This window comes from Luteitalea sp. (assembly GCF_022842525.1).
In the GTDB taxonomy this organism is placed as follows: domain Bacteria; phylum Acidobacteriota; class Vicinamibacteria; order Vicinamibacterales; family Vicinamibacteraceae; genus Luteitalea.
In genome coordinates, this window is the sequence record NZ_JALHPM010000049.1 from 1 (window position 1) to 23412 (window position 23412).

The window sequence follows — 23412 nt, forward strand, 5'->3', positions numbered from 1 at the left end:
TGCTCTTCCGATCTAGCCGCATGCCCCGCTGCTGCTCGGAGGCCGCCAGACCGGGGGTCCGCATGCCCTGGAGCAGCGGGTTGGAGAAGGTCTGCGGCGTCTGCCGCATCTCGAGGGTCGGATCCGGCAGGCGCAGGCCGCCGAAGGACTCGACGATCTCCAGCGCACGGCGACGGTCGCGCACGAACCCGGCGGTCGAAATCGTCGAGGAACTGGTCAGGCCGACGAAGAGCAGATCCGAGGGCGCGAGGCTGCCAATCAGGTGGCGCGCCGCGCTGCGCGCCTTCTCCGTGCGGCGGGCATCGATGTGCAGGTCGTCGATCAGGATCCCGATCACCCGCGACGACGAACTCCAGGCGTTGGTGACCAGCGCGTTGGTCACGTTGGGGTCGATCGGCGATTCGACCGTGTCGAGCGGGATCGACCCGCCGTTGTAGGTGTAGGCCGCGAACGACTGGATGTCCTGCTTCCGACCGCCGTCGTAGACCTCGAACTCGCTGGCCTTCAGGTCGCGCACCGGCCGGCCCTCGGCGTCCACGACCAGCGTGCTGACTTCGACGCGAGTGACCTTGAGCCGGAAGGTGGGCCGCTGGTCCGTGCCCACGTTGGTGTCGAGCGCCAGCGTGGGCAGGTCGCGAGCCGTGGGTTGGTTGCGCATGCCGCTCATGATCTGAGCGGAGGCCACAGACGACAGACACAGAACGGCACTCGCCAGGATCGGCGTAACGCGGAGAGTCATGATTCGTACCTCGACGCGGGCAGCGGCAAGCGGTGAAGGCCCATTATGCGCCGAACCCGGGTCGCGTTGCAGACGCCGGCTCGTGCCATGCTGCAGGGACGGACACGACGCGGCGCTTTCCGCGGCGTGTCGCCCCTGCTGTCCGCGCGCCTGCGACGGCGGGGCCTGCCCCCGGGGCGCGCCGGCCCGGAGAACGGAGCACACCGTGAACGACGCAGTGCAGTCCACTCCGCCCTGGGCGACGTTTGCCAGCGGCGTACTGGTGGTCGCGGTGCTCTACTGGGCCCAGGCCGTCCTCGTGCCGTTCGCCCTCGCCATCCTGCTGACCTTCGTCCTCACACCGCCGGTGTCGTGGCTGGAGCGCTGGGTCGGACGCGTCCCGGCGGTGCTCGTGACCGTCACCCTCGTCTTCGCCACGCTGGGGCTCGCCGGCTGGGCACTGAGCCGGCAGACCGACGAGTTGACGAGCAACCTGCCCGAGTATCGTGCCAACATCCGCGAGAAAATCGCCGACGTCCGTGGCGCCAGCAAGGGCGGCGCGGTCGAGAAGATCCAGGAAACCCTCGAAGGCATCCGGACCGACCTGGGCGCTTCGGCGCCCGAAGGCACGGTGTCACGGCCCGTGGTGGTCACGTCGACGCCCTCGACCGGGTTCTCCGGCTTCACCTGGCTCGGTCCCATCGTCGGACCGCTCGGGACGGCGGGTCTCGTGGCGGCGCTCGTCATCTTCATGCTGCTGGAGCGACGTGATCTGCGAGACCGGTTGATCGGCCTGATCGGGGGCGGGCGGCTCGCCACCACCACCAGGGCGTTCGACGAGGCGGCGCAACGGGTGAGCCGGCAACTGCTGATGCAGAGCCTCGTGAGCGTGCTGTGGGGGGCGATGGCGTTGATCGCGCTCCACTTGCTGCACGTGCCGTACGCCCTGGTGTTTGCGACGCTCGGCGCGGCCCTCCGCTTCATCCCGTACCTCGGTCCCATCGTCGGGGCCGGCGCGCCCGTGCTGGTCAGCCTGGCGGCGCTGGATGGCTGGGTCGGGCCCCTGTCGGTGGTTGCCTTCTTCATCGCGCTCGAGCTGTTCACCAACCTGGTGCTCGAGACCGTCCTGTATGCGGGCGCCGTGGGCGTGTCCCAGGTCGCGCTGCTGATGTCGGTCGCGTTCTGGACCTGGCTGTGGGGGCCGCTCGGCCTGCTGATGGCGTCGCCCTTGACGGTGTGTCTCGTCGTCATTGGCAAGCATGTGCCGGGTCTCGCCTTCATCGGCACCCTCATGGCCGACTCCGGCGTGCTGGCGCCGGACACCGGCTACTACCAGCGCCTGCTGGCGCGCGACCAGGGTGAAGCGGCCGAGATGATCGACCGCCACATCGCCGTCGGGCCTCCCGACTCCGTCTTCGATGCGTTGATGGTGCCGGCGCTGGGCTATGCCGAACGCGATCGCATCGAGGAGCGGCTGTCTCCGGACGAGGAAGCGGCCATCATCGAGGCGACGCGCGAACTGCTGGCCGACGTGGCCGAGGCACGACGCCTCCAGCCGGTGGCCACCTCGCCCGCCGAACCGACGAGCCCTTCCCCGGGCGATGCCTCGACGGTGCGCCCGCCCGCGCCGGCGCCGCTCGACGTCCTCGGCTACGCGGTCGGTGGCCCCGCCGACGAGGTGGCCCTGGCGATGCTGGCGCAGGTCTGCGCCGACCTGCCGCTGCGGATCGAGATCACGCGGACGCGCCTGCAGCCAGCCGAGCTGATCGCCGCGGTCAGGGGTGGTGGTTTCTCCGTGGTGTGTTTCGCGGACCTGCCGCCGAGTCCGTCCTCGAAGACCCGCTACTTCGTGAAGCGGCTGCGTGCCGCCCTGCCGGACGTGCACATCGCGGTAGGCCGCTGGGGCCCACCGGTCCTGGCCGACGAGGGCGGCGAGGCGCTGCTGAGCGCGGGGGCGAGTCATCTCGCCTCCACGCTCATCGACAGCCGCGACTATCTGGGTCGCCTGTCGGTGGTTACGCCCAGCTAGGCGGGCCTGCCCTTGCGTCCCGAGAGCAAGAGTCCGGCGCCGATCACGATGGCGCCGACGCCGGCCCACACCGGGATGTTCACCGTGTCCTTCTCTTCGACGGACAGTTCGAGCGGTCCCAGCGTGGCCTCGTGGGTGTCGCTGGTGTACGTGAAGCCGCCGTACGCCAGCGCGAGGCCGCCCGCCACGATGAGCGCGACGGCCACCAGTCGCAATGCGTTCATGACTGCCTCCCGATGGATGAGCGCGTCAACGGAGACTGCCGGTCAGGAAGAGGACCAGCAGGATGACGACGATGAGGCCGACGAGGCCGCCGTAGTGCGACCCGCCCCATCCCGCGCGCGGGCCATAGAACGCACCACCACCACCGAGCAGCAGGATGACGAGGATGACGATCAGGAGAGTGGACATGACGCGACCGTTCTTGAACGCGGCGGTCGTGCCTCTCCGGATCCGGGAGAACCCCGGGCCTGGCGCATCGGCTCGCGCGTTCCGATCGGAACGAAGCAAGGGCCGTGCCGGCGCCCGCGGCCAGCCCCGCCGGGCGATCGCGGGGGTGGCGCGGGCAGGCGCGAACTATTCCTGTACAGTCGGGAAAAGTCCCATCAGGGACGCCAGCGTCAGCTCTCCTGCGGCGGGTACTCTGGTCGCCCCGGCAGTTCCGTGAGAATGCGACGGCTCTTCGGGTCGTAGCCGAGCGCGCGGCCCTCCTTGTAGGACTGCACGCCAAGCTGGATCGCGACCGTTACCTGGTAGCCCTTGGCGACGTCGTAGATCGGGGTCTGCCGGCTGCGCATGCTGTTGAGCCAGTTGTCGACAAGGTCCTCCATCGGCGTCTCGGTGGTGATTTCCACCTGGGTCTTGCCGTCGTTGGCCTCCTTGAACTGCTTCTCGAACGTCCGCTCCGCCGTGATCACACCGCGGCCGCCGCCCCGCGGGGCCGGCTGGCCGGGCTGACGCACTGACGGCAGCACCTGCAGCGTGCCCCAGTTGCCGTACACGGTGATGGGCGCCGAGTCGGCGTTGGCCATGCACGACACCATGTTGAAGCAGTACGCCTTCGGGTACTCGACCGTCGTCATGTACGTGTCGGGCACCTGGCGGTTCTTCTGGACGTAGATGCCGCCGGCACTGACCACGCGGGTCGGGAAGTCGAAGCCGACGATGGCACTCAGCGCACCAAGACGGTGGAACAGCAGGTCGGTCGCGTTGCCACCCGAGTAGTCCCAGTACTTGCGCCAGCGGAAGTACCGCTCCTTGCTGAACGGCCGCTTGCGGGCGCCGCCGAGCCAGGCCTGCCAATCGAGGTTCTCGGACGTGACCGGCGCGTCGGGCCAGGCCTCACTGCCGATACCCGGCATCGGGTAGTCCCACATGCCCTCGGTGGTGTTGCGGTTGTAGCTGATGAAGCCCCAGACCACCTTGCCCATCTTGCCGGCCTGCACGTACTGGTGCAGCGCCTGATGCAGCGGCGAGTTGAGCCCGGAGCCCCCCACCTGCAGCATGCGCCCCGTCTGCTGGACGACATCCTGCAGCTTGGCGGCCTCGTCGATGGTGTACGTCATCGGCTTCTCGAGATACACGTCCTTGCCCGCCAGGACGGCGGCCCGCGCGATGGTGTAGTGCAGATGATCGGGGACCACGATCACCACGCCGTCGATGTCGGGGCGGGCGAGCAGGGCGCGGTAGTCGCGACCCGCACGCTCGGCACCGGTCTTGGTCTTCGCGTTGTCCACGCGCGGCTGCCAGACGTCGCACACCTCCACGAAGTCGATGTCGCCCTGCCTGTCGCGGCGCGGAAAGAAGCCGCGCCGCAGCAGGTCCTGGAACTGCATGCCGCAGCCGATGAAGCCGAGCCGAATGCGGTCGTTGGCGCCGAGCACACGACTGGCCGATCGGGCCGTCTGCGCGGCATCGGTTGGAAGGACGGCGCCGGCCAGCGTCACGCCCGCGACGGTGCCGGCGGTCTGGCCGAGGAACTGACGACGTGTGGAGGGCTTCATGGGCGGAAGGATACAGGGAATGCCGAATGCCGAATGCCGAATGCTGAAGGCGAAGGCGGAAAGATAGAAGGCGGAAGGCCGACGGCGAACGTGGAAGGCCGCCGCTAGTGCTGCGGGATGGCGAGGTCGAGGAACACGGCGCCCGTGCGATCGAGGGCGACGCTGCGGACCGCGACGCGCAGTTGGTAGCGGCCTGGCTTCAGCGGCTCGAGGGCGAGGTCTGGCGTCGCCAGGGAGGCGCCTGTCGCGGTGACCTCGGCACGACCGCCGGCCTTGGTCACGGTCTTGCCCTTCATGTCGACGACGATGGCGAGGACTTCGAGGATGTCGCGAGGCGGCAGCGGCGCACCAGGCGCGTCGACGACGGAAACGCTGACGGAGGAGCGCGCCTTCGAGCCGCCCGCGGTGAGGTGCGTGACCGCCTCGAGGCCGAGGTCCGCCGAGGGGACCACGGCCGCCACGGCCACACCGAGCGGCTTCTCGGCGCGGAGGGCCTCGAATGCCGGGTCGCTGTCGCGGCGGTTGGTCGCGCGAAGGACGGTGCCCGCTGGCAGCGCAGCAGCAGGGGACGGCACGGGCGCGTCCACCGTCGCCCCCGCGGTTGCCCGAGCGGCTGTCGCGCCTGCCGCCTGACCGCTCGCCTCGACGCCGATCAGCACCTGCGACACGCCGTCCTCCGTCACCTCGAAATCATCGCGCGTCAGATCCGGCACCGGGCGTCCCCCGGCGTCGGTCACATGAACCTCGAGCTCGGTGACGACGGTGCGGGCGCGAAACGTCGGCTGGCGTGGCTGCGCGCCCGCCGTGGTCACCCACGTCGCCGCCACCAACGACACGAAGATCGCCGCGGCCCTGCCGTATCGCATGAGTAGGCTGAGACTATCGCATCACTGGTCGCGGCTCCAGCTCTGCCGCGCCTGAGACCGACAACGTCCGGAGACCGGACCGCTCGGCGAGCGGTCCCTCCCATCGCGCGTCCGTCTTCCGTCTTCCGGTTCCCGGTTCCCGGTTTCCGGTTCCCGGTTCCCGACTCCCCCGTTCGCGATAGCATGTCCCGCAACCCACCACGGAGACGCCGCATGCGCACGCGCCTGACCTTCCTGCTGCTCACCGGGGCCTGCACGGCTCTGCTCGCCTTCACCTCGATCGGCGCCACGCAGGGGCCTGGCGGCGCCATCGCGATGGACGGCGACGACATCGCCGGGGTCGTCACGGGGCCGAAGGGGCCCGAAGCGGGCGTCTGGGTCATCGCCGAGACGACCGACCTGCCGACGAAGTTCTCGCGGACGGTGGTGACCGACGACCAGGGCCGCTACCTGATTCCCGATCTGCCCAAGGCAAGCTACCAGGTGTGGGTCCGCGGCTACGGCCTGGTGGATTCGCCGAAGTCCACGGCCACGCCAGGGGCGCGATTGGCCCTCGAGGCCGTGGTGGCGCCGACGCCGCAAGCGGCGGCCCACTACTACCCTGCCGGCTTCTGGTACTCGCTGCTGGAGATTCCCGCCGAGCGCGAGTTCCCCGGCACGGGCGGCACCGGCAACGGCATCCAGCCCGCCATCACCTCCCAACAGCAGTACCTGCGCGTGGTGAAGTCGGGTGGGTGCACGACGTGCCACCAGCTCGGCACGATCGGCACGCGCGAGATCCCGAAGGACCTCGGCCACTTCAACTCGTCGCTCGACGCCTGGCAGCGGCGCATCGCCTCAGGGCAGGCCGGCGGCGCCATGGTCGGCACCATCAACCAGGTGGGCCTGCGCATGCAGCAGGAATTCGCCAACTGGACCGACCGCATCAAGGCCGGCGCCGTCCCACCGGCACCGCCGCGACCGCAGGGTCTCGAGCGCAACGTCGTCATCACCCAGTGGGACTGGGCGGACCCGAAGCACTACCTGCACGACGAGGTCTCGACCGATCGACGCAACCCGACCGTCAACGCCAACGGCCCCTTGTACGGTGCGCTGGAGGCCAGCGCCGACTACGTGCCCGTGCTCGACCCGACGACGCACACGGCCAGCCGCATCCCACTCACGGTCCGCGACCCCGCGACGCCAGCCACGCCGCCGGACATGGCCCAGCCGTCGCCCTACTGGGGCACCGAGCCGATCTGGCACAGCAAGAACAACGTCCACAACCCGATGCTCGATCACCTGGGCCGCCTGTGGCTCACGTCGGCGGTGCGCCCCTTCGACAACCCGGACTTCTGCAAGGCCGGCTCCGATCATCCGTCGGCGAAGCTGTTCCCCGTGGCGCGCTCGAGCCGGCACCTGCAGATGTACGACCCGAAGACGAAGAAGCTGACGCACATCAGCACCTGCTTCGGGACGCACCATCTCGCCTTTGCCGAGGATGCCAATCACACGCTGTGGACGAGCGGCGGCGGACAGGTCGTCGGCTGGCTGAACACGAAGCTGTTCGAGGAGACCGGCGACGAAGCGAAGGCGCAGGGCTGGACGGCGCTGATCATGGACACCAACGGCAACGGTCGTCGCGACGAATACGTCGAGCCGAACGCGCCGGTGGATCCGACGAAGGACAAGCGCTACAACGGCGCGTTCTACTCGGTGCAGCCGGCGCCGGACGGCTCGGTGTGGGGCAGCGTGCTGGGCTATCCGGGGGCCGCGGTCCGCCTCGTGCCCGGCAGCAATCCGCCCGAGACGACGCTGGTCGAAGTCTACGAGCCGCCGTTCGCGCATCCGGACCCGAAGGCCCGCACGTTCTCGCCGCGCGGCATGGACGTCGATCGGAATGGCGTGGTGTGGGCGGCGATGGCCAGCGGTCACATGGCGAGCTTCGACCGCCGCAAGTGCACGGCGCCGCTCAACGGCCCGAAGGCCACCGGCCAGCACTGCCCCGAGGGCTGGACGCTGTATCGCGAGCCCGTGCCGCAGTTCAAGGGCGTCACCGCCGACGGCAGCGCGGAAGCGAGCTACTACACATGGGTGGACTGGTTCGACACCCTCGGGCTGGGCGCCAACACGCCGATCAACACGGGCAATGCGTCCGAGGGCCTGCTCGCGCTGAAGGACGGCAAGTGGGTCGTGCTGCGGGTGCCGTATCCGCTCGGCTACTACACGAAGTGGATGGACGGCCGCATCGACGATCCGAAGGCCGGCTGGAAGGGCCGCGGCATCTACTCGACCATCAGCACGCGGACGCCGTTCCACATGGAAGGCGGCAAGGGTACGGCGCCGAAGATCGTGCGCTTCCAGATGCGGCCGGATCCGCTGGCGAAGTGAGCGCAGCCCTGGTGGAGACCTGGGCCATCGGGGCCCGCGTCTCCACCTACCTCCTCGCCGGTGTGCCTGCGGCGGCGCTCGAGGCGTCGCCGTCGGGCAAGGGTCGAACCGTGCGTGACCTGTTCGCGCACATCCACGACGTGCGGTTGCTGTGGCTCAAGGCCGCGCGGCCCGACCTCATGGATGGGCTCGAGAAGGTGGGGTCCGGAAGCCGCGCCGACCACGCGACGCTCGCCGCCGCGCTCGATGCGTCAGCCGCGGCGATCGAACGCCTGGTCGCCGACGCGGCGGCCGGCGACGGACGCGTGAAAGGCTTCAAGCCGCACGTCACCGCGTTCGTCGGCTACCTGCTGTCCCACGACGCGCATCATCGCGGCCAGGTCGCGCAGGCGCTCAGAGTGGCGGGCACGCCGCTCGACAAGAAGGTGTCGTTCGGGCTGTGGGAGTGGGGCGTGCGCTGACACCGCCTCGGGAGGCGCAGCGCATCAGGGTATCGCCTCGAGACGACGCAGGACCTGCTGACGCCGTTCGTCCTTGCCCGCCACCGACAGGACGAGGAACAGGTCCTTGAGGACCGCCTTGGCGTTCAGGGCCGGGGCCACGCCGCCGTTGGCGAGCGGCTGCTCCCAGTCGACGCGACTGCCCGCCTGCTGCAGCGCATCGAGGAAGCCCTCGACGGCTCGCGCATCGGCATCGTCTCGGCGCAGGACCGAGGCGGCCGCGCGGGAGAGTCGCTCGTCTTCGCCCCAGGCGAAGACGGTCGGCGCCGCCGTGACGGCCGCAGCGAGCGCCTCGAGCAGGTGACGCTGATGCGCAGGCGTGAGGCGCGGGTGGCGGCCGAGGAATTTCAGCAGGTCGGCCGTGTGCGCGGTCACGTGGACCCAGCCGAGGCCGGGCTCGAAGCCTCGGCGGTCGGTGTTGGTCCGCAGTTGCTCCGCCCCGGCCCCCACGAGTGCGTCCACGGTGGCGGCCTCGAGCGCCCGCTGCCCGAGGTCGGCCGCGACGACCAGTGAGAGCCCGAGCGCACTGAACGACCGGCGCAGCACCGGATCGCCGCCAAAGGGGTCCGCATCGGCGCCCAGACCTGGGAGCCACGCGCTGGCCAGGCGCTGGAGATCGGCAGTGGACAGCCGCGTCTCGCGCACCACCCAGCGCGCCGCGATGCCGTAACCGCAGCGGTCGCGGAGGACTGGATCGGGGTCACCGAAATACCCCCCGAGTTCGATGAGCAGATCGATCGGCGCGAGTCCGTCGGGAACGGCGTACCCGCGGTCGACGATGCCCGTCCAGAAGCCAGGGGGACGTCGGCCGGCCTGCGCCGACGATCGCCCCTGCCCCGCCCGGGAGGCGCGCGTCGACAGCAACAGGCTCACACCGGACAGGCACGCGGCCAGGACCGCACGCCGGTCCTGCGCCTGGATGGGCGCCATGAGGCCTCCTACTTGATGACCGTGATGTCCTTGAACAGGACGGTCTGCGGCTCGTGGTGGTTCTGGATGCCGATGTATCCGACATCCGGGCGCCGCCCGCGGACGGGCTCGTACGAGTGCTCGCGCGGCGGCACGGTGGATCCCTCCACGAAGTCGTTCACGAGCACGCCATTGAGGCGGATGAGGGTGCGTGGGCCGCGCAGTTCGATCTCCATCGTGTTCCACTCGCCGACCGGCTTCTGCGGCCTCGCGAGGGCCGGGCTCATCGAGTAGATCGCACCGGTCGTGTGCCACGACGTGCCGAACTTCTTCTGGTGGTCACTGAGGACGTAACTGGCCGGGAAGTTGTCGAGGATCTGGATCTCGTACCCGGTGTGTACGGCCTGCCAGGCGTCTTTCGGGGGCTCGGGGATGCGGACGAAGATGCCAGAATTGTCGTCGACCGTCGTGGTGCGGTAGACGACGCGGATCACGCAGTCGCCGAATCGTTCGCCCGAGTAATACAGCAGCCCCATCCCGCCGACGGTCTTGAGGAGGCCGTTCTCGACGACGACCTCCCCCTTGCCGACGTGGGTCCAGCCGACGAGGTCCTTGCCATTGAACAGGGCGCGTTCCTCGGCACCGGCCGTCGCGGCCCCGAGGATGGCGCAGAGCGTGAAGACGAGGATGCGCATGCCTTCACTTTATCTCCTGACGGACCGCGCGCCCTGGTCGCCGTGACCGCCGCCGGTGAAGGTGTGATGCTGCGGCCTGTCGCGCGATGACCGCGTTCGCACGGGCGGGCTGGCAGAGTCGCTGAGGCTCCGCTGCACCCGCCCGTGGCACCGCGCTGCTACCAGCCGATGTCCTTCAACAAAGGCAGCGTCAGGTCGAACGGATTCCGGACCTTGCTCACCAGGTCCGGCGTGATGAACGGCTCCATCAGGACGCTGGGCGTCAGCGAGGTGTCGAAGTGGGACACCGACGACCCCTGGGCGAACGTCGTCGGTGCATAGAGGCGCGCGAATCCGGCCGTCGTCCCCTGGCGCACCGACGAATCGAGTTGGACCCGCACGTCGAGCGGTGCCGCCGCACGCAGGGCCGCGCCGTAGGCCTGCGTCACGCCGACGGTCGGAATCGCGATGCCCGAGGCCGAGCCGCCGGGCGACAGGAAGCCGGGCGCGTTGTTGGCGATGACGACGCCGATGGCGCCAGCCGCCTGCGCCTGCGCGGTCTTGACGACGAAGCTGCAGGTCCCGCGATTGACCAGCACGATGTTGCCCGCCACCGAAGAGGCGGCCGGATACGGCTCGCAGCCATCCTGCAACGACACGCCGCCCCCATCGTCGGGGGCCACCAGCACACCGCGCAGACCGAGGCCGCGCGCGAGCGAGGGCCCGTACGTCGCCGCACCGACCTCCTGCGTGCCCACGGGGTCCGCCTCGATCGTCGCCAGGAACTCCAACGTCGACGAAATCGAGTTGGTGACCTTGGCGCCCGTCCAGACGAGGTTCCAGTTGTTGCGCGCCGAGGCGGCCCGTTCGGCGCTCGTCATGTCGAGCCACCGCTTGCCGGTGGTCACGTCGCTCATGTACTGCTCCCACACCGAGGGCCAGCCAAGGGCGCGGTTGCCGCTGCTGGCACTGGTCGGCCCGACCGACACGCCCAGCCCATGGCCGAACTCGTGCAACACGACACCGAGCAGGTCGGTCTGGTTGGACGCCTGCTGATTGTCGAGGCCGAAGTACCAGCCGCTGTTCTCGAGACAGCCCGGCTTGCCCAGGTCGCCGTTGAAGAAGGCGATGAGCTCGATCGGTAAGTCGTCAGGCACGACGATGTCCTGGCGCGTGAGCTTCTCGGCGAGCGCGGCCGGATACCAGGTGTCCGGCGTGAGGGCGGTTCCGCCCTGCTTCAGCGCCGGCACGTTGGCGAAGTAGTTCCAGGCACCCGCAGCCCCGAGCGTGCCGCTCGTCGCGGTGCAGGCCAGCGGACTGAAGAGGGCCAGCACGACGACGGGCTGCGATGTCTGCAGGTTCCGTCCCCAGAGGTCCGCCGCGCGCTGGAAGACGTTGAGCGCCTGCTGCCCGCGGGTGGTCCCGGGGTTGCCGCCCACCGGGACGGCGGGCGTCGGATCGTTGAAGCCGATGCCAGGTTCGTCGCCATTGATGACGATGACCCTGGCCGACTGCGCCGCCACCGGTGCGGCGGTGAGCAGGAGCGCGAGGGACGCCGTCAGCCACCTAGTGGTCACGGTGGCCTCCCTTCACGGGGGTGCCGTCGGCATGCCGGACGGTGACCACGCCGCCCTCGACGGTCGCCACGAGGGCACTGAGCTGCGAGGCATCGGTGCGGAGGACCTGCCCTCCACCGGGCAAGGTCTTCACCGTCGCACCGGTGTCGGCCACGGTCGGCGTGAGGGCAGCCAGTTCGTCGGCCGACGGTGCGCGCCAGCCTTCGACCGCATCACGCACGGCGATCTGCGCCGCCAGCCGCTGCCTGATCTCGGACAGTTTCGGGGCCACGCGAGCGGCCAGGGCCCGCGCCTCTTCCGGCGTCACCGCGGTGTCGGGCAGATTGCTGACGGTGATGGCCGGCGAGGGTGCCACCGGCGTGGCAACGGCGGCGCCTGCCGGTGTCGGGGACTGCATGGACGCGGGCGCGGCGGCAACGATGCACACGACGGCACCGCTCCCCAGCGCGACGAGGACTCTTCGCATGGTGCTCCCTCCGGAGACAGCACGGGTGCATTCGGGACGAATGCGATGACCAACCAGATGTCATGGGTATAGCGCAGTTCGTCGGTCAAGGAAAGCCATTCGTGCGCTACGCTGTCGCATCGTGATGGAGTCCCGATGAGCCTGCTGCCCCTGTTGCTGACGGTGCTGCTGATGCAGCCGACCCCGCCGCCGGCCTGGCGCGAGGCGCCGGCCGCCGAGTGGCGTGTGCTGTTCAACGGTCGCGACCTGGACGGATGGGTGGTCAAGCTGGCGCACCACGAGGTGGGCGACAACTTCGCCGACACGTTCCGCGTCGAGGACGGAGCCATTGCGGTCCGCTACGACAGGTACGGCGCCGATTTCGGCGCCCGCTTCGGCCACCTGTTCTACAAGAGCCCCTTCTCGTACTACGTGCTCGCGCTCGAGTACCGCATTCGAGGCGCGCAGCAGCCGGGCGGGCCGAGCTACGCCCGCCTGAACAGCGGCGTCATGATTCACAGCCAGGCCCCATCGTCGATCCTGAAGGATCAGGACTGGCCGATCTCGGTCGAGGCGCAGTTCCTCGCCGGCAACCAGACGACGATGAACGTGTGTACCCCCGGCACCGAGATCTTCATGAAGGGCGCGATGGTGAAGGCCCACTGCACCAATGCCGCTTCGCGCCGCTACGTCGAGGATGGCGCGTGGGTGTCGGTGCAGGTGGAAGTCCTCGGGCACGAGCGCGTGCGTCACTACGTCGACGGCCAGTTGGTGCTCGAGTACGAGACCCCGCAGATCGGGGGTGGTGTCGCCACCGGCTTCGATCCGCGCCTCAAGGTCGATGGCACGCCGCTGGCGTCCGGTTACATCGGCTTGCAGGCGGAGAGCCAGCCGGTCGAGTTCCGCAACATCCGGCTGCTCGAGTTGACCGGCTGCCTGGATCGCGGAGACGCGGCCTGGCGTCCCTACTTCGTCCACCGCGACGACACCCGCTGCACGCGCGGCGCGCGCTAGCCTCGAGCCCCGGCCCACCCGCGCAGCGTGTCCTGCAGCGTGGCCAGCTGCCTGAACAGGTCGTGGTCCGCCGACTGCGCGCCGGCCGCCTGCGGTGCCTTGAGGTAGAACCCGAGCCACTCCTGCACGCCCGAGGCGCCCGCGCGGTGCGCGAGGTCGAGCAGCAGCACGAGATCGAGGACGATCGGGGCCGCCAGAATCGAGTCGCGACAGAGGAAGTCGACCTTGATCTGCATCGGGTAGCCGAGCCATCCGAAGATGTCGATGTTGTCCCAGCCCTCCTTGTTGTCGCCGCGCGGCGGGTAGTAGTTGATCCGCACCACGTGGTCGATGTGCCCGTAGAGATCCGGGTACACCGACGGCTCCAGGATCGCGTCGAGCACCCCGAGCTTGGACACTTCCTTGGCCTTGAAGTTCTCCGGCGCGTCGAGCACCTCGCCGTCGCGGTTGCCGAGGATGTTGGTCGAGTACCAGCCGCGCAAGCCGAGCATCCGCGCCTTGATGCCGGGCGCCAGCAGGGTCTTCATCCAGGTCTGTCCCGTCTTGAAGTCCTTGCCGGCGACCGGCACGCCTTCGCGGGCGGCCAGTTCGGTCATGCACGGCAGGTCGATCGACAGATTCGGCGCACCGTTGGCATACGGCACGCCGCTGCGCAGGGCCGCATAGGCGTAGATCTGGCTCGGCGAGATGTTCGGGTCGTCGGCCCGCAGGCCGGCTTCGAAGGCGGCCACCGAGTCGTGCACGGCCGACGGTGCCTGGTATGCCTCGGTGGAGCCACACCAGATCATGACGAGGCGGTCGCAGCGCTGCCCGTCACGGAAGCGGGCGATGTCGTCGATGAGCGCCTGGGCCTGCGCCCACTTCGAGGCCTCGGGCTTCACGCGTCGCCCCTCGAGCCGAGACACCCAGCGCGTGTCGAACACCGCCGGCATCGGGACGATGGCCTCGAGCTCGTCGGCCAGTGGCGCCAGATCGTGCGGCGCCAGCACACCGGCCGTCCGCGCCGCCTCGAGCGCGTTGGTCGTGATCGGATCCCAGCCGCCGAACACGAGGTCGTCGAGGCTGGCCAGCGACACGCTGTCACGAATCAGCGGCTGGCGGTCGTCGGGAGTGCTGCCGACCCCGAGGCGCGCCATCTGGGTCAGCGAGCCGATGGGCGGCATCAGGCCCCGACGGGCGGCCAGGACGCCGGCGATGAAGGTCGAGGCGACGGCGCCGAGGCCGGGCAACAGGACGCCGAGGCGCCCGGAGGCAGGAGCAGGAGGTCGAAGAGCCATGCGCCACACCATAAGCGTGCATTGATGAATGCCCGCATTGGTGAAGAGTTCCTGAACTACACTCCAGAGGTGCTCCAGCTCCCGGACCTGTCGATTCGGCAACTCGAATACCTCGTCGCCGTCGATGAGTCGCCGACATGGGCCCGCGCCGCGGCGGTCGTCGGCGTCAGTCCCTCGGCGCTGTCGCAGGGGTTGGCCGAGCTCGAACGACGGCTCGGCGTGGCGCTCTTCGATCGCGAGTCGCGACGACGCGCCCTGCGGCCGTCGGCGGCGCCCGTCGTCGCCCACGCCCGCCAGGTGCTGGGGCTCACGGCCGACCTCGCGCGGTGGGCCGATCGCCTGCGACAGGGGGCCTCGGGACGCGTGCGGCTCGGCATGATCGACGCCGCCGCGGTGGTCCACTTCCCCGATCACCTCCAGGCCTTCCGGGCCGCGCACGGCGACATCGAACTGCTGGTGCGCGTGGCGCCGTCGGCGGCGCTCCTCAAGCTGCTGACCGCGGGCCACCTCGATCTGGCCGTGTGCGTCGAGCCGCCGCGACCGATCCCGGGAGTCACTGTCCGGCGCCTGCAGACCGAATCGCTATCGGTCTACGGGCCGCAGGGCCGCAAGATCGGGCCGCCGCGCACCTGGGGCCCGTGGGTGCTGTTCCCCGCCGGCTCGCATACGCGCAGCGTGGTGGTGGCCGAGTTGCGCCGGCTCGGGGCGCCGCTCGAGGTCGTGGCCGAGAGCCACCAGCCGGAAGTGCTGCGCGAGATGGTGCGCCTCGGCGTGGGCTGGACCGTCCTGCCGAGCGCGCAGGCCGAGGAGGGCCACCGGGCGCTGCGCGAGGGCCGCCCCCTGGCCGTGCGCCAGCTCGTGGTCGCGGTGCGAACCAGCGCCATCCGCGATCCCGCCGTGGATCATCTGGTGCGGCATCTCGAGGCGCGCTGACCCGGCTGCGCCGCGACGCCCACCGGTGAGGCGTATAGACTGCACAGCTGACGCATGACTACCTCCTACAAGGACATCGTCAGTCAGCTGCGCACGGCGTTTCCGGCCCCGGTGTCGGACCGGCTGCACGACGCCTACTTCGTGTTCTCGTTCCTGCGGGCCCTCGACCAGGTGGATGCGCTGAAGTCCGCGGCGCCGATGCTCGGCACCCCGGTGACGCTGGACTACGCCGCGGCCCGGCAGCAGCGGATGGCCGAGGCCCCGAGCACGCTCGAAGCGGTGACCAGCGACCTGGTGCACTACCTCTCGGGCATGTTCATCTGGGGCCACCCGCGCGCCCAGATCAACGTCGTGCCGTCGCCGACGATCCCGAGCATCATCGGCGGCCTGCTGCCATCCATCTACAACCCGAATCTGGTCAGCGAGGAGTCGTCACGACAGGTGTCGCTGGCCGAGGTGGAGGCGATTGCCATGACGGCGGCGCTGGTCGGCTACGACCCGGCGACGTCTGACGGCGTGTTCACCTTCGGCGGCACCGGCACCACCCTCTATGCCGCCAAGATCGGCCTCGAGAAGGCGGTCCGCGACGTGCGGCAGCGTGGCATCCGCGAGCCCCCCGTCATCGTCTGCTCCGACTGCGCGCACTACGCGTGCCGCACCGTGGCCAACTGGCTGGGCCTCGGGGAAGCGCAGCTGGTGACGGTGCCAACCACCGAGGACAACCAGATCCGCCTCGACGCCTTCGCGCAGGCGCTGGACGCGATCGTGGACGACGGGCGCCGCATCGCGTGCATCGTGGCGACGATGGGGACGACGGATGCGTTCGGCCTGGACGACCTCGCCGGCATGGTCCGCGTGCGCGACGCGCTCGTGACGTCACGGGGGCTCGACTACGTGCCGCACCTCCACGCCGATGCCGTGATCGGCTGGGCGTGGAGCGTCTTCAACGACTACGACTTCGACGGCAACCCGCTCGGCTTCCGTCTCCGCACGGTGCGGGCGCTGGCCGGCACGGCACGACGCATCCGTCACCTCGGGCTGGCGGATTCGATTGGCGTCGACTTCCACAAGACGGGCTTCACGCCGTACATCTCGAGCGCGGTGCTGCTCAGGGACGGCGGCGACCTGCAGCGCCTGGCGCGACAGCAGGAAGACACGCCCTACATCTTCCAGTCGGGCGAGCGACACCCGGGCCGGTACACCCTCGAGACGTCCCGCTCGGGCAGTGGCCCGCTGGCTGCGCTGGCCAATCTCCGCCTGTTCGGCACGCAGGGCCTGCAGTCGCTGCTGGGCCACGTCGTGGCCATGGCGGAGGAACTGCGCGAACAGCTCGAAGGCCATCCCTCGACCACGGTCCTCAACGGCGAGAACTTCGGCCCGGTCACCCTGTTCCGCGTCTATCCCGAGGGGGTGGACACGTTCGCCGTGCCCGAGCAGGAGCGGACCGACCCGGCCAGTCGCGAGACGCTGCTCGCACACAACGCCTACAACCGGCGCATCTTCGAGCGCATCCAGGCCGATGCGCTGCAGGGGCACGGGGTCGTGATCTCGCTGACCGACTGCTACCGCGAGACGACCTACGGTGAGCCCATCGTGGCCCTCAAGTCGTACATCCTGAGTCCGTTCTCCGACGAGCACCAGGTAAAGGCCGTCCTCGACTCGATCGCCAAGGCACGCCGCGCGCTGGCCACGGCCTGATCGCGGCGTGACCGGCGCCCCGCGGCGCCCACCCGACGCGAGGCGCGCACGGCGCCCGGCAAGCGGGTAGAATACGCGCCGATTCCGCAGCGTCCGCCGCCACGGCCCGCCAGGCACCCTGCCGGCGGGGTGCCTTCGGCCGCCGCCGGCAGGAGTGCGCACAGATGACAGGTCTCGACTGGTTCGTGGTGCTGCTCTACTTCGCGGGGCTCGGTGGCATCACCTGGTGGGTGGTGTCCCGGAGCCGCGACACCGCGGACGACTACTTCCTCGCGGGCCGGAGCCTCGGCTGGTTCGTGGTCGGCGCGTCGATCTTCGCGTCCAACATCGGCTCGGAGCATGTGGTCGGCCTGGCCGGCTCCGGCGCGACCAGCGGGGTGGCTCTCGCCCACTACGAACTGCACGCCTGGTGCCTGCTGGTCCTCGGCTGGGTGCTCGTGCCGTTCTACATGCGGTCGCAGGTCTACACGATGCCGGAGTTCCTCGAGCGTCGGTTCTCGCCGAGTGCCCGCTGGCTGCTGTCGCTGATCTCGCTGGTGGCATACGTGCTCACCAAGGTCGCGGTGGGCATCTTTGCGGGCGGCGTGGTGTTCGGCACGCTGCTGCCGGGCCTGCAGGTCGAGCTCGCGGGGGTCGTCTTCAACAGCTTCTGGATCGGCTCCTTGGCCGTGGTCCTGCTCACGGGGCTGTACACCGTGGTGGGGGGCATGCGCGCCGTGGCGTACACCGAGGCCGTGCAGACGGTGATTCTGGTCATCGGCTCGCTGTTGCTGACGATCTTCGGCCTTCGGCAACTGGGAGGATGGGGCGAGCTGCGTGCGGTGCTCGGCCCCGAGATGTTCAACCTGTGGAAGCCGCTGGTGCCGGCCGGGCTCGAGGGCACGTGGGCGCCGGTGCGTGAAGCGGGCCGGGTGGCGTGGTACTTCAACGGGGACTATCCCTGGCTCGGCATGCTGTTCTGCGCGCCGATCATCGGCCTCTGGTACTGGTGCACGGATCAGTACATCGTGCAGCGCACGCTCGGGGCCCCGAGCGAGCGGGAGGCCCGCCGCGGCACGATCTTCGCCGCGTTCCTCAAGCTGATGCCGGTGTTCATCTTCATCGTCCCCGGCATGATCGCGCTGGCCCTCGCCCGCAGTGGCCGCGCGCCGGGGCTGGAGATGATCGTCGGCGCGGACGGTCGGGCGATTCCCGCCGAGGCCCAGGCGGCCTTCCCGCTCATGGTGCAGCACGTCTTGCCCTCCGGCGTTCGAGGCATCGTCGTCGCAGGCCTGCTGGCGGCGCTCATGAGCTCGCTGGCCGGCGCCTTCAATGCCTGCAGCACACTCTTCACGATGGACTTCTACAAGCAGTTCCGGCCCGACGCGGCGCAGGCCCAGCTGGTGTGGGTGGGACGCGTGGCCACCGTGGTGATGGTGCTGGTGGCGCTGCTGTGGATTCCGGTGATTCAGGGCGCGCGCGGCCTGTACGAGTACCTGCAGGGCGTGCAGGGGTACCTGGCGCCGCCGATTGCGGCGGTGTTCTTCTTCGGGGTGTTCAACAAGCGCATCAACGCCCGTGGCTGCCTGTCGGCGCTCACCGTCGGCTTCGCCCTCGGGATGTTCCGCCTGGCCGTCGACACGCCGGTGAGTCTCGGCATGGAGGGCTATGCCGGTGGCTACGACGCCGGCTCGTTCCTCTGGATCGTCAACAACATCTACTTCCAGTACTACAGCCTGCTCATCTTCCTGGTGTCGTCGGCCGTGCTGGTCGGTGTGAGCTACGCCACCGAGGCGCCAGATCCGGCGCAGTTGCGCGACCTGACGTTCGGCACCATGACCGAGGAACTCCGGCGCGAGTCGCGCGCGAGCTGGTCGCAGATCGATGTCATCAACTCGGGCCTGGTCGTGGCGTTGATTCTGGCGGCGTACATCTACTTCAACGGCTGACACCACCGTGGGCGGGGGTGGGTGTCACCGTGATTGCGCCCAGCCGCAGCACGGGGGGCATCCAGCCGAGTCCCTCGCGCAGCATCTGCCACGAGAACGGATAGGCGCCGGGCACGCCAGGCGCCGTGATGTCGAAGACGATCGTGACGAGTTCGCCGGGCTCGACGTCGTGCGGAAGCTCCACGCGGCCGAGGCCCCACTGCAGCGAATCCTGCGGGTCCTGGGCCCCGAGGCGTACGAGGTGCGCCGTTCGCCAGGGTCGCGAGCCCGTGTTGCGCAGGACCAGGCGCACATGCGCCTGCGCGCCGGCCTCCATCGAGCGGGGAACATCGGCCGACACCAGGCGCACGTCGTCGTATCCCTCGATCGGCGCGTCACCCGGGAGTATCGTGACCGTGCCGACACCGAGGTCCTCCGTCTTCCACTCCACGGCTTCCTCGACAATGCCCCACACGAAGGGGATGGTGCCCGGTGACTCGGGCGCGACAATGTCGAAGGCGAACGTCACGAGGCCGTCCGGCGGCACGTCATGTGGCAGCTCGACCCGACCAATCCCCCACGCCACGTCACTGGCCGACCCGAGTCGGACCAGCCGCTCGCGTGACCAGACGCGCGGTCCGAGGTTCTGCACGACCAGCGTCACGCGCGCCCGCTGACCAGCCACCAGCGTGCGCGGCAGATCGGCCGAGACCAGTCGTGCACGCACGGCGGTGTGCACGACGCACGTCTCGGACGGACGCCCGCCATTGGCGTGCACCCATCGTCCGATGCGCGCGTCGACCGTCCCTGGCGCGAGACGTTCGAAGGGATACCCGGGTGGCCAGCTGCCACTGTGACCGTTGATGCTGGCCGCCTCCCGAGACAGCCCGGCCCACATCGCGGTGATGGCCGTGTGCACCGGGTGCATCTCGGTCACCAGGAAGAACGCGCGACAGGACGGCGGGATGGCTGCCGCCGCGCGGGTGATGCGGCTGCGCATCTCGTTGCGCTCGTGATGCACGGTCGTCATGCCCTGCTCGAGGATGCACACCCCGGCCAGAGCGACGGCGAGGCGCCGGCGCCCCGTCGTTTCGAGGTGCGCCATCAGGTACGCCAGGCCGAGCGCAGCGGGCACCAGCGCCACCAGCACGATGCGACCGACGGCGCGGATGGCAATGGCGCCCGGCACGACCTGGTACACGCCCCACCAGAGCGTCACCCCGGCAATCGATGTGGCGAAGAGCACGAGCGCCAGCCCGGTCAGCGCCACGATCCGCCCTTCGGGGCGGCGACGCCAGCCGATGGCCAGGCCGAGGAGCGACGCGGCCAGGGCCACGTAGCCAAGCGAGAGCGACTTCTCGACGCGGCAGGGGTCGTCGACCGGCACCAGTCCAGCCAGTCCGCCGTAGAGCCAGCTTTCGGGCGCCGGGGTCAGCCACGCGAGCGGCGACGGCAGGAAGCAGGACACCTCCGCCCAGGGACGCGGTCCCAGTTGTGCCGCCGCCTCGCGGTACTGGTCGACGAAGGGGACGAGCAGCATCGCCGCCAGGACGGCGCCGCCGCCAAGACCCCACGCACCACGACGGGCCACCCGGCGGATGATGGCGCGCTCGCGGCCCAGGACGAGGCCGACGCCCACGGCGACCAGCAGGCCGAAGCCGGTGAGCCAGCCGAGGTACACCGAGGCGTACAGTTCCAGTGCCAGGCACATCAGGGCGCCGGCCAGCCAGGCGTTGGCCCTCGCAGGGTGCGTGGGCACATCTCCATACAGATCGCGCACGGCAAGTGCGCCCAGCAGGAGCCCGCCCAGCGCGAGGTGCGGCGACAGCAACTGGGGATGTCCCATCTGCGCCAGGCGGGGGCCAGCGAAGGCCAGCAGGAAACCCGCCATCGCGGCGGCGAATGGCGGCAAGGCGAGTGGCCACCGCGCCAGGGCCCAGGTCACCCAGAAGGTCGCGGCCATGGCGGCCATGACCCACAGTTGGAAGCTGGTGTCGGGCGGTAGACCGGCGACGCGGAACATGCCGTACGTCGGGACGGCCGCCACCATGGTGTCCGAGTACGCGAGCGCGTTGCGCATCGGATGGAAGAACGGCGGATCCCACAGCGAGGCGTGCAAGGGCTCGCGCAGCATCCAGCGGTAGCCGTGCTCGAGGAAGTAGTGCACCAGCCGTCCGTCGAGCACGTCGCCCTGCACGGAGCGTCCGCCATCGCGCAGGACCGGCAGGTTGGCCATGCCGACGCCGAGCAGGCACAGGAGCAGGGCGATGCCGGGCACGCGCGTCACGCGGCACACTGTGCCACAGCCCGGCAGGACCGTGGGCAGGAGACACGTGAGGAGAGGGTGTTGGAGGCGCCGCCCGGATTCGAACCGGGGATGGAGGTTTTGCAGACCTCTGCCTTACCACTTGGCTACGGCGCCAGCCTGAGGTGGAAGCGCTCGGTCAGGAGAGGCGGAGATTTGGAGCGGGAAACGGGATTCGAACCCGCGACTTCGACCTTGGCAAGGTCGCACTCTACCACTGAGTTATTCCCGCTCATGCCGAGCGACTGCGACCACGAAGTGTACCACACGGCACAGCGTGTGACGCAACCCCCACGCAACACTTTTTTGTGCCCGCGTGGACGTCAATGGGCCAGCTTCAGCCCCGCGACACCCGCGAGGATCAGTGCCAGGCTCGCGAGCCGCCAGGCCGTCGGCGGTTCGCCGAGCAGCACCATGCCGAGGACGGCCGTGCCGGCGGCGCCGATGCCTGTCCAGACTGCGTAGGCCGTACCAATCGGCAGGGTGCGGGCCGCCGCCGCCAGGCAGTACATGCTGGCCGCCAGCAGCGTCAGGGTCGCCACCGAGGGCCACAGTCGCGTCCACCCGTCCGTGTACTTCAGGCCGATCGCCCACGCGATCTCGAGGCCCCCCGCCAGCACCAGCCATGTCCATGCGCCCATGGCCCCATTGTCGACGACTCCGCGCGTCCGACCGACTCGACCGCCGCCGTCACCGCGCGTCGAAGGCACCTCGAATGATCTCCGTACGTGGGCCCTCCCCTGTCGGCCAGTCGACCGCCACGACGTCGAAACGGCAGGGCAGGTGACTCAGCCGCGCGCGCGCCAGGAACGCCTCGGCCACGCGGACGATGGTCCGCTGCTTGCGCCAGGTGACGGCCGCGGCGCCGCCCCCATAGGCACGGCCTCGCCGTGTCTTGACCTCGATGAACACGATCGTCTCGTGATCACGGGCCACGATGTCGATCTCGCCGTGGGCGACGCGAAAGCGCTCCGCGAGAATCACGTAGCCACAGGACCGGAGGGCGTCGCGCGCGGCCCCCTCGCCATCACGACCGAACTGCTGGCGCGGATCGACCCCGGGCGACGGGAGCTGGTGGGTACCGGCACTGGGCATGCCGGAGGCAATGCAGGAAGCTTACCAACCGAACGGGACCACGCGTGGGCGCCCTCCCCACGCCCGGCCACGCGCCCCGGGCAGGAACTGCGAGGGGCGGCGCGGCGGGAGGTGGCAGAAACTGCGTTGGCCTCAGGCGTTCGGGGTGCTGAGGGGCGGCGAGACGATGCCCTCCATCTGACGGAACATGCCGCGCCAGTACTTCAGGACCCGCAGGCCGTCGGTGGACACCTCACCGAGTTCGGCAAAGCAGTAGCCGTCGAACTTCATGTCCTGCAGGCTGCTGATCAGCCGCTGGAACGGGTAGTCTTCCACGTACAGATCGCGCATGTGCACCTGGCCGATGCGTGACTTCAGCAGCGCGAAGTTCTTGTCGAAGCCGCCATCCATCAGGTCGGTCGGGTTCGAATTCCAGCAGATCCAGAAGCCGGGGTGCCGGTCGGCGTAGGTCAGCATCTTGACGATGCGCGGGATGCGTTGGGTCTCGGCGCCGTGCACCTCGAGCTGGATGCGGACGCCCGCCTCGGTGGCGGCCTGCCCGCACTCGCGCAGGGCCCGTCCGATCTGCTCGAGGGTCTTCTCCTCGGGCACATCCTTGGGCAGGCCGTTCGGTCGAACCTTGACGCTCGGGCAGCCGAGGTCGCTGGCGAGCTTGACCCACTGCTTGGTCTCCTCGATGTTCTTGCGGAGCACGGCCGGGTCCGGCGAGTGATACTCGCAGGTGGTCCCGAGTCCGCCGATCTTGATGGCCGAGCCCTCGAACTGCTTGCGGACCTCGGCGCGCTGCGCGGGCGTCAGCGACAGCTCGACACCGTGGGCATGCGTCGTCCGCAGTTCGACGGCGTCGAGCCCGGCCGCCGTGAAGTTCGTGATGATCGTCGGGACGTCCCAGTCCTTCGCGATGTTGTACGTGACGGCCCCGAGCTTGAGCGCATGCCGGGCGCTGCCTGCCTGGGCCGGGACCAGCGCCGAGGGCAAGGCGTGCGCGCTGCCGGGAACGAGGGCCGCCGCCGCGGGCGCCACGAGGCCTGCGGCGAGGAAGGCGCGACGCGACGTCGCGCCGCCCGAACGGGTGTCAGTCATGCCGGGAAT

20 protein-coding genes, 2 tRNA genes and 1 pseudogene are annotated in these 23412 nt (G+C 69.7%); 7 read left to right on the forward strand and 16 right to left on the reverse strand.

Features of this window, described 5'->3' with window-relative positions; all coding sequences use genetic code 11:
- A pseudogene (locus Q0C41_RS11995) lies at window positions 1–658 on the reverse strand (hypothetical protein); the annotation flags it as partial.
- Window positions 659–944: 286 nt separating this feature from the next.
- Between Q0C41_RS11995 and Q0C41_RS12000 the strand changes: the two are divergent.
- The gene (locus Q0C41_RS12000) at window positions 945–2747 is read left to right on the forward strand and encodes an AI-2E family transporter (RefSeq protein WP_291984016.1); all 1803 of its coding nucleotides are present in this window, start codon (window positions 945–947) and stop codon (window positions 2745–2747) included.
- On the opposite strand, the gene Q0C41_RS12005 is transcribed toward Q0C41_RS12000, so the two are convergent.
- The 4 genes from Q0C41_RS12005 to Q0C41_RS12020 all read right to left on the reverse strand — a co-directional run bounded on the left by Q0C41_RS12005 (window position 2744) and on the right by Q0C41_RS12020 (window position 5616).
- Window positions 2744–2971 carry a hypothetical protein gene (locus Q0C41_RS12005; protein WP_291984017.1) on the reverse strand — a complete coding sequence of 76 codons (228 nt, stop codon included), beginning with the start codon at window positions 2969–2971 and terminating at the stop codon, window positions 2744–2746. The two genes, Q0C41_RS12000 and Q0C41_RS12005, sit on opposite strands and share 4 nt — an antisense overlap.
- A 25-nt stretch (window positions 2972–2996) precedes the next feature.
- Window positions 2997–3158 (reverse strand): DUF3309 family protein, encoded by a 162-nt coding sequence (locus tag Q0C41_RS12010; RefSeq protein ID WP_291984018.1) that lies wholly within the window; start codon window positions 3156–3158, stop codon window positions 2997–2999.
- A 209-nt stretch (window positions 3159–3367) separates the two neighbouring features.
- Window positions 3368–4750, reverse strand: a complete 1383-nt coding sequence (locus Q0C41_RS12015; protein WP_291984019.1) for a Gfo/Idh/MocA family oxidoreductase — start codon at window positions 4748–4750, stop codon at window positions 3368–3370.
- Window positions 4751–4854: 104 nt separating this feature from the next.
- Window positions 4855–5616, reverse strand: coding sequence for a hypothetical protein (locus Q0C41_RS12020; protein WP_291984020.1), 762 nt, complete (start codon window positions 5614–5616; stop codon window positions 4855–4857).
- A 213-nt stretch (window positions 5617–5829) separates the two neighbouring features.
- Here Q0C41_RS12020 and Q0C41_RS12025 point away from each other — a divergent pair, with 213 nt between their 5' ends.
- Together Q0C41_RS12025 and Q0C41_RS12030 are read left to right on the forward strand one after the other, a co-directional pair.
- The gene (locus Q0C41_RS12025) at window positions 5830–7986 is read left to right on the forward strand and encodes a carboxypeptidase-like regulatory domain-containing protein (RefSeq protein ID WP_291984021.1); all 2157 of its coding nucleotides are present in this window, start codon (window positions 5830–5832) and stop codon (window positions 7984–7986) included.
- Window positions 7983–8447 (forward strand): DinB family protein, encoded by a 465-nt coding sequence (locus Q0C41_RS12030; RefSeq protein ID WP_291984022.1) that lies wholly within the window; start codon window positions 7983–7985, stop codon window positions 8445–8447. Before Q0C41_RS12025 ends, Q0C41_RS12030 begins: the two co-directional genes overlap by 4 nt.
- Window positions 8448–8471: 24 nt before the next feature.
- Here the strand turns inward: Q0C41_RS12030 and Q0C41_RS12035 are convergent, their stop codons facing one another.
- The 4 genes from Q0C41_RS12035 to Q0C41_RS12050 form a co-directional block, all read right to left on the reverse strand.
- A complete protein-coding gene (locus tag Q0C41_RS12035) occupies window positions 8472–9416 on the reverse strand; it encodes a DUF2785 domain-containing protein (protein ID WP_291984023.1) in 945 nt (314 codons plus the stop codon).
- A gap of 8 nt (window positions 9417–9424) precedes the next feature.
- Window positions 9425–10090, reverse strand: coding sequence for a DUF1080 domain-containing protein (locus Q0C41_RS12040; RefSeq protein ID WP_291984024.1), 666 nt, complete (start codon window positions 10088–10090; stop codon window positions 9425–9427).
- 158 nt (window positions 10091–10248) lie between these two features.
- Window positions 10249–11646: a PA domain-containing protein gene (locus Q0C41_RS12045; RefSeq protein WP_291984025.1), complete on the reverse strand. Its 1398-nt coding sequence runs from the start codon at window positions 11644–11646 to the stop codon at window positions 10249–10251.
- Complete coding sequence (locus Q0C41_RS12050; protein ID WP_291984026.1) at window positions 11636–12112, reverse strand: hypothetical protein; 477 nt, start codon at window positions 12110–12112, stop codon at window positions 11636–11638. Before Q0C41_RS12050 ends, Q0C41_RS12045 begins: the two co-directional genes overlap by 11 nt.
- Before the next feature lie 135 nt (window positions 12113–12247).
- Between Q0C41_RS12050 and Q0C41_RS12055 the strand changes: the two genes are divergently transcribed.
- Complete coding sequence (locus tag Q0C41_RS12055; RefSeq protein WP_291984027.1) at window positions 12248–13105, forward strand: DUF1080 domain-containing protein; 858 nt, start codon at window positions 12248–12250, stop codon at window positions 13103–13105.
- On the opposite strand, the gene Q0C41_RS12060 is transcribed toward Q0C41_RS12055, so the two are convergent.
- Window positions 13102–14382 (reverse strand): inositol-3-phosphate synthase, encoded by a 1281-nt coding sequence (locus Q0C41_RS12060; RefSeq protein WP_291984028.1) that lies wholly within the window; start codon window positions 14380–14382, stop codon window positions 13102–13104. The genes Q0C41_RS12055 and Q0C41_RS12060 overlap by 4 nt on opposite strands.
- Before the next feature lie 24 nt (window positions 14383–14406).
- Here Q0C41_RS12060 and Q0C41_RS12065 point away from each other — a divergent pair, with 24 nt between their 5' ends.
- The 3 genes from Q0C41_RS12065 to Q0C41_RS12075 all read left to right on the forward strand — a co-directional run bounded on the left by Q0C41_RS12065 (window position 14407) and on the right by Q0C41_RS12075 (window position 18941).
- On the forward strand, window positions 14407–15315 hold the full coding sequence (locus Q0C41_RS12065) for a LysR family transcriptional regulator (protein ID WP_291984029.1): 909 nt from the start codon (window positions 14407–14409) through the stop codon (window positions 15313–15315).
- A 54-nt stretch (window positions 15316–15369) separates the two neighbouring features.
- A complete protein-coding gene (locus Q0C41_RS12070) occupies window positions 15370–17013 on the forward strand; it encodes a pyridoxal-dependent decarboxylase (protein WP_291984030.1) in 1644 nt (547 codons plus the stop codon).
- 164 nt (window positions 17014–17177) lie between these two features.
- Window positions 17178–18941 (forward strand): sodium:solute symporter, encoded by a 1764-nt coding sequence (locus Q0C41_RS12075; protein ID WP_291984031.1) that lies wholly within the window; start codon window positions 17178–17180, stop codon window positions 18939–18941.
- On the opposite strand, the gene Q0C41_RS12080 is transcribed toward Q0C41_RS12075, so the two are convergent.
- From Q0C41_RS12080 to Q0C41_RS12105, 6 genes are all read right to left on the reverse strand, one after another.
- Window positions 18931–21207: a hypothetical protein gene (locus Q0C41_RS12080; RefSeq protein ID WP_291984032.1), complete on the reverse strand. Its 2277-nt coding sequence runs from the start codon at window positions 21205–21207 to the stop codon at window positions 18931–18933. The two genes, Q0C41_RS12075 and Q0C41_RS12080, sit on opposite strands and share 11 nt — an antisense overlap.
- A gap of 61 nt (window positions 21208–21268) precedes the next feature.
- Window positions 21269–21342, reverse strand: a tRNA-Cys gene (locus Q0C41_RS12085).
- Window positions 21343–21382: 40 nt separating this feature from the next.
- Window positions 21383–21457: transfer RNA gene (locus Q0C41_RS12090), tRNA-Gly, on the reverse strand.
- A 91-nt stretch (window positions 21458–21548) separates the two neighbouring features.
- Window positions 21549–21866, reverse strand: coding sequence for a multidrug efflux SMR transporter (locus Q0C41_RS12095; RefSeq protein WP_291984033.1), 318 nt, complete (start codon window positions 21864–21866; stop codon window positions 21549–21551).
- 49 nt (window positions 21867–21915) lie between these two features.
- Window positions 21916–22320: a YraN family protein gene (locus Q0C41_RS12100; protein WP_291984034.1), complete on the reverse strand. Its 405-nt coding sequence runs from the start codon at window positions 22318–22320 to the stop codon at window positions 21916–21918.
- 132 nt (window positions 22321–22452) lie between these two features.
- Window positions 22453–23403, reverse strand: coding sequence for a TIM barrel protein (locus Q0C41_RS12105; protein ID WP_291984035.1), 951 nt, complete (start codon window positions 23401–23403; stop codon window positions 22453–22455).
- Window positions 23404–23412 lie beyond the last annotated feature (9 nt).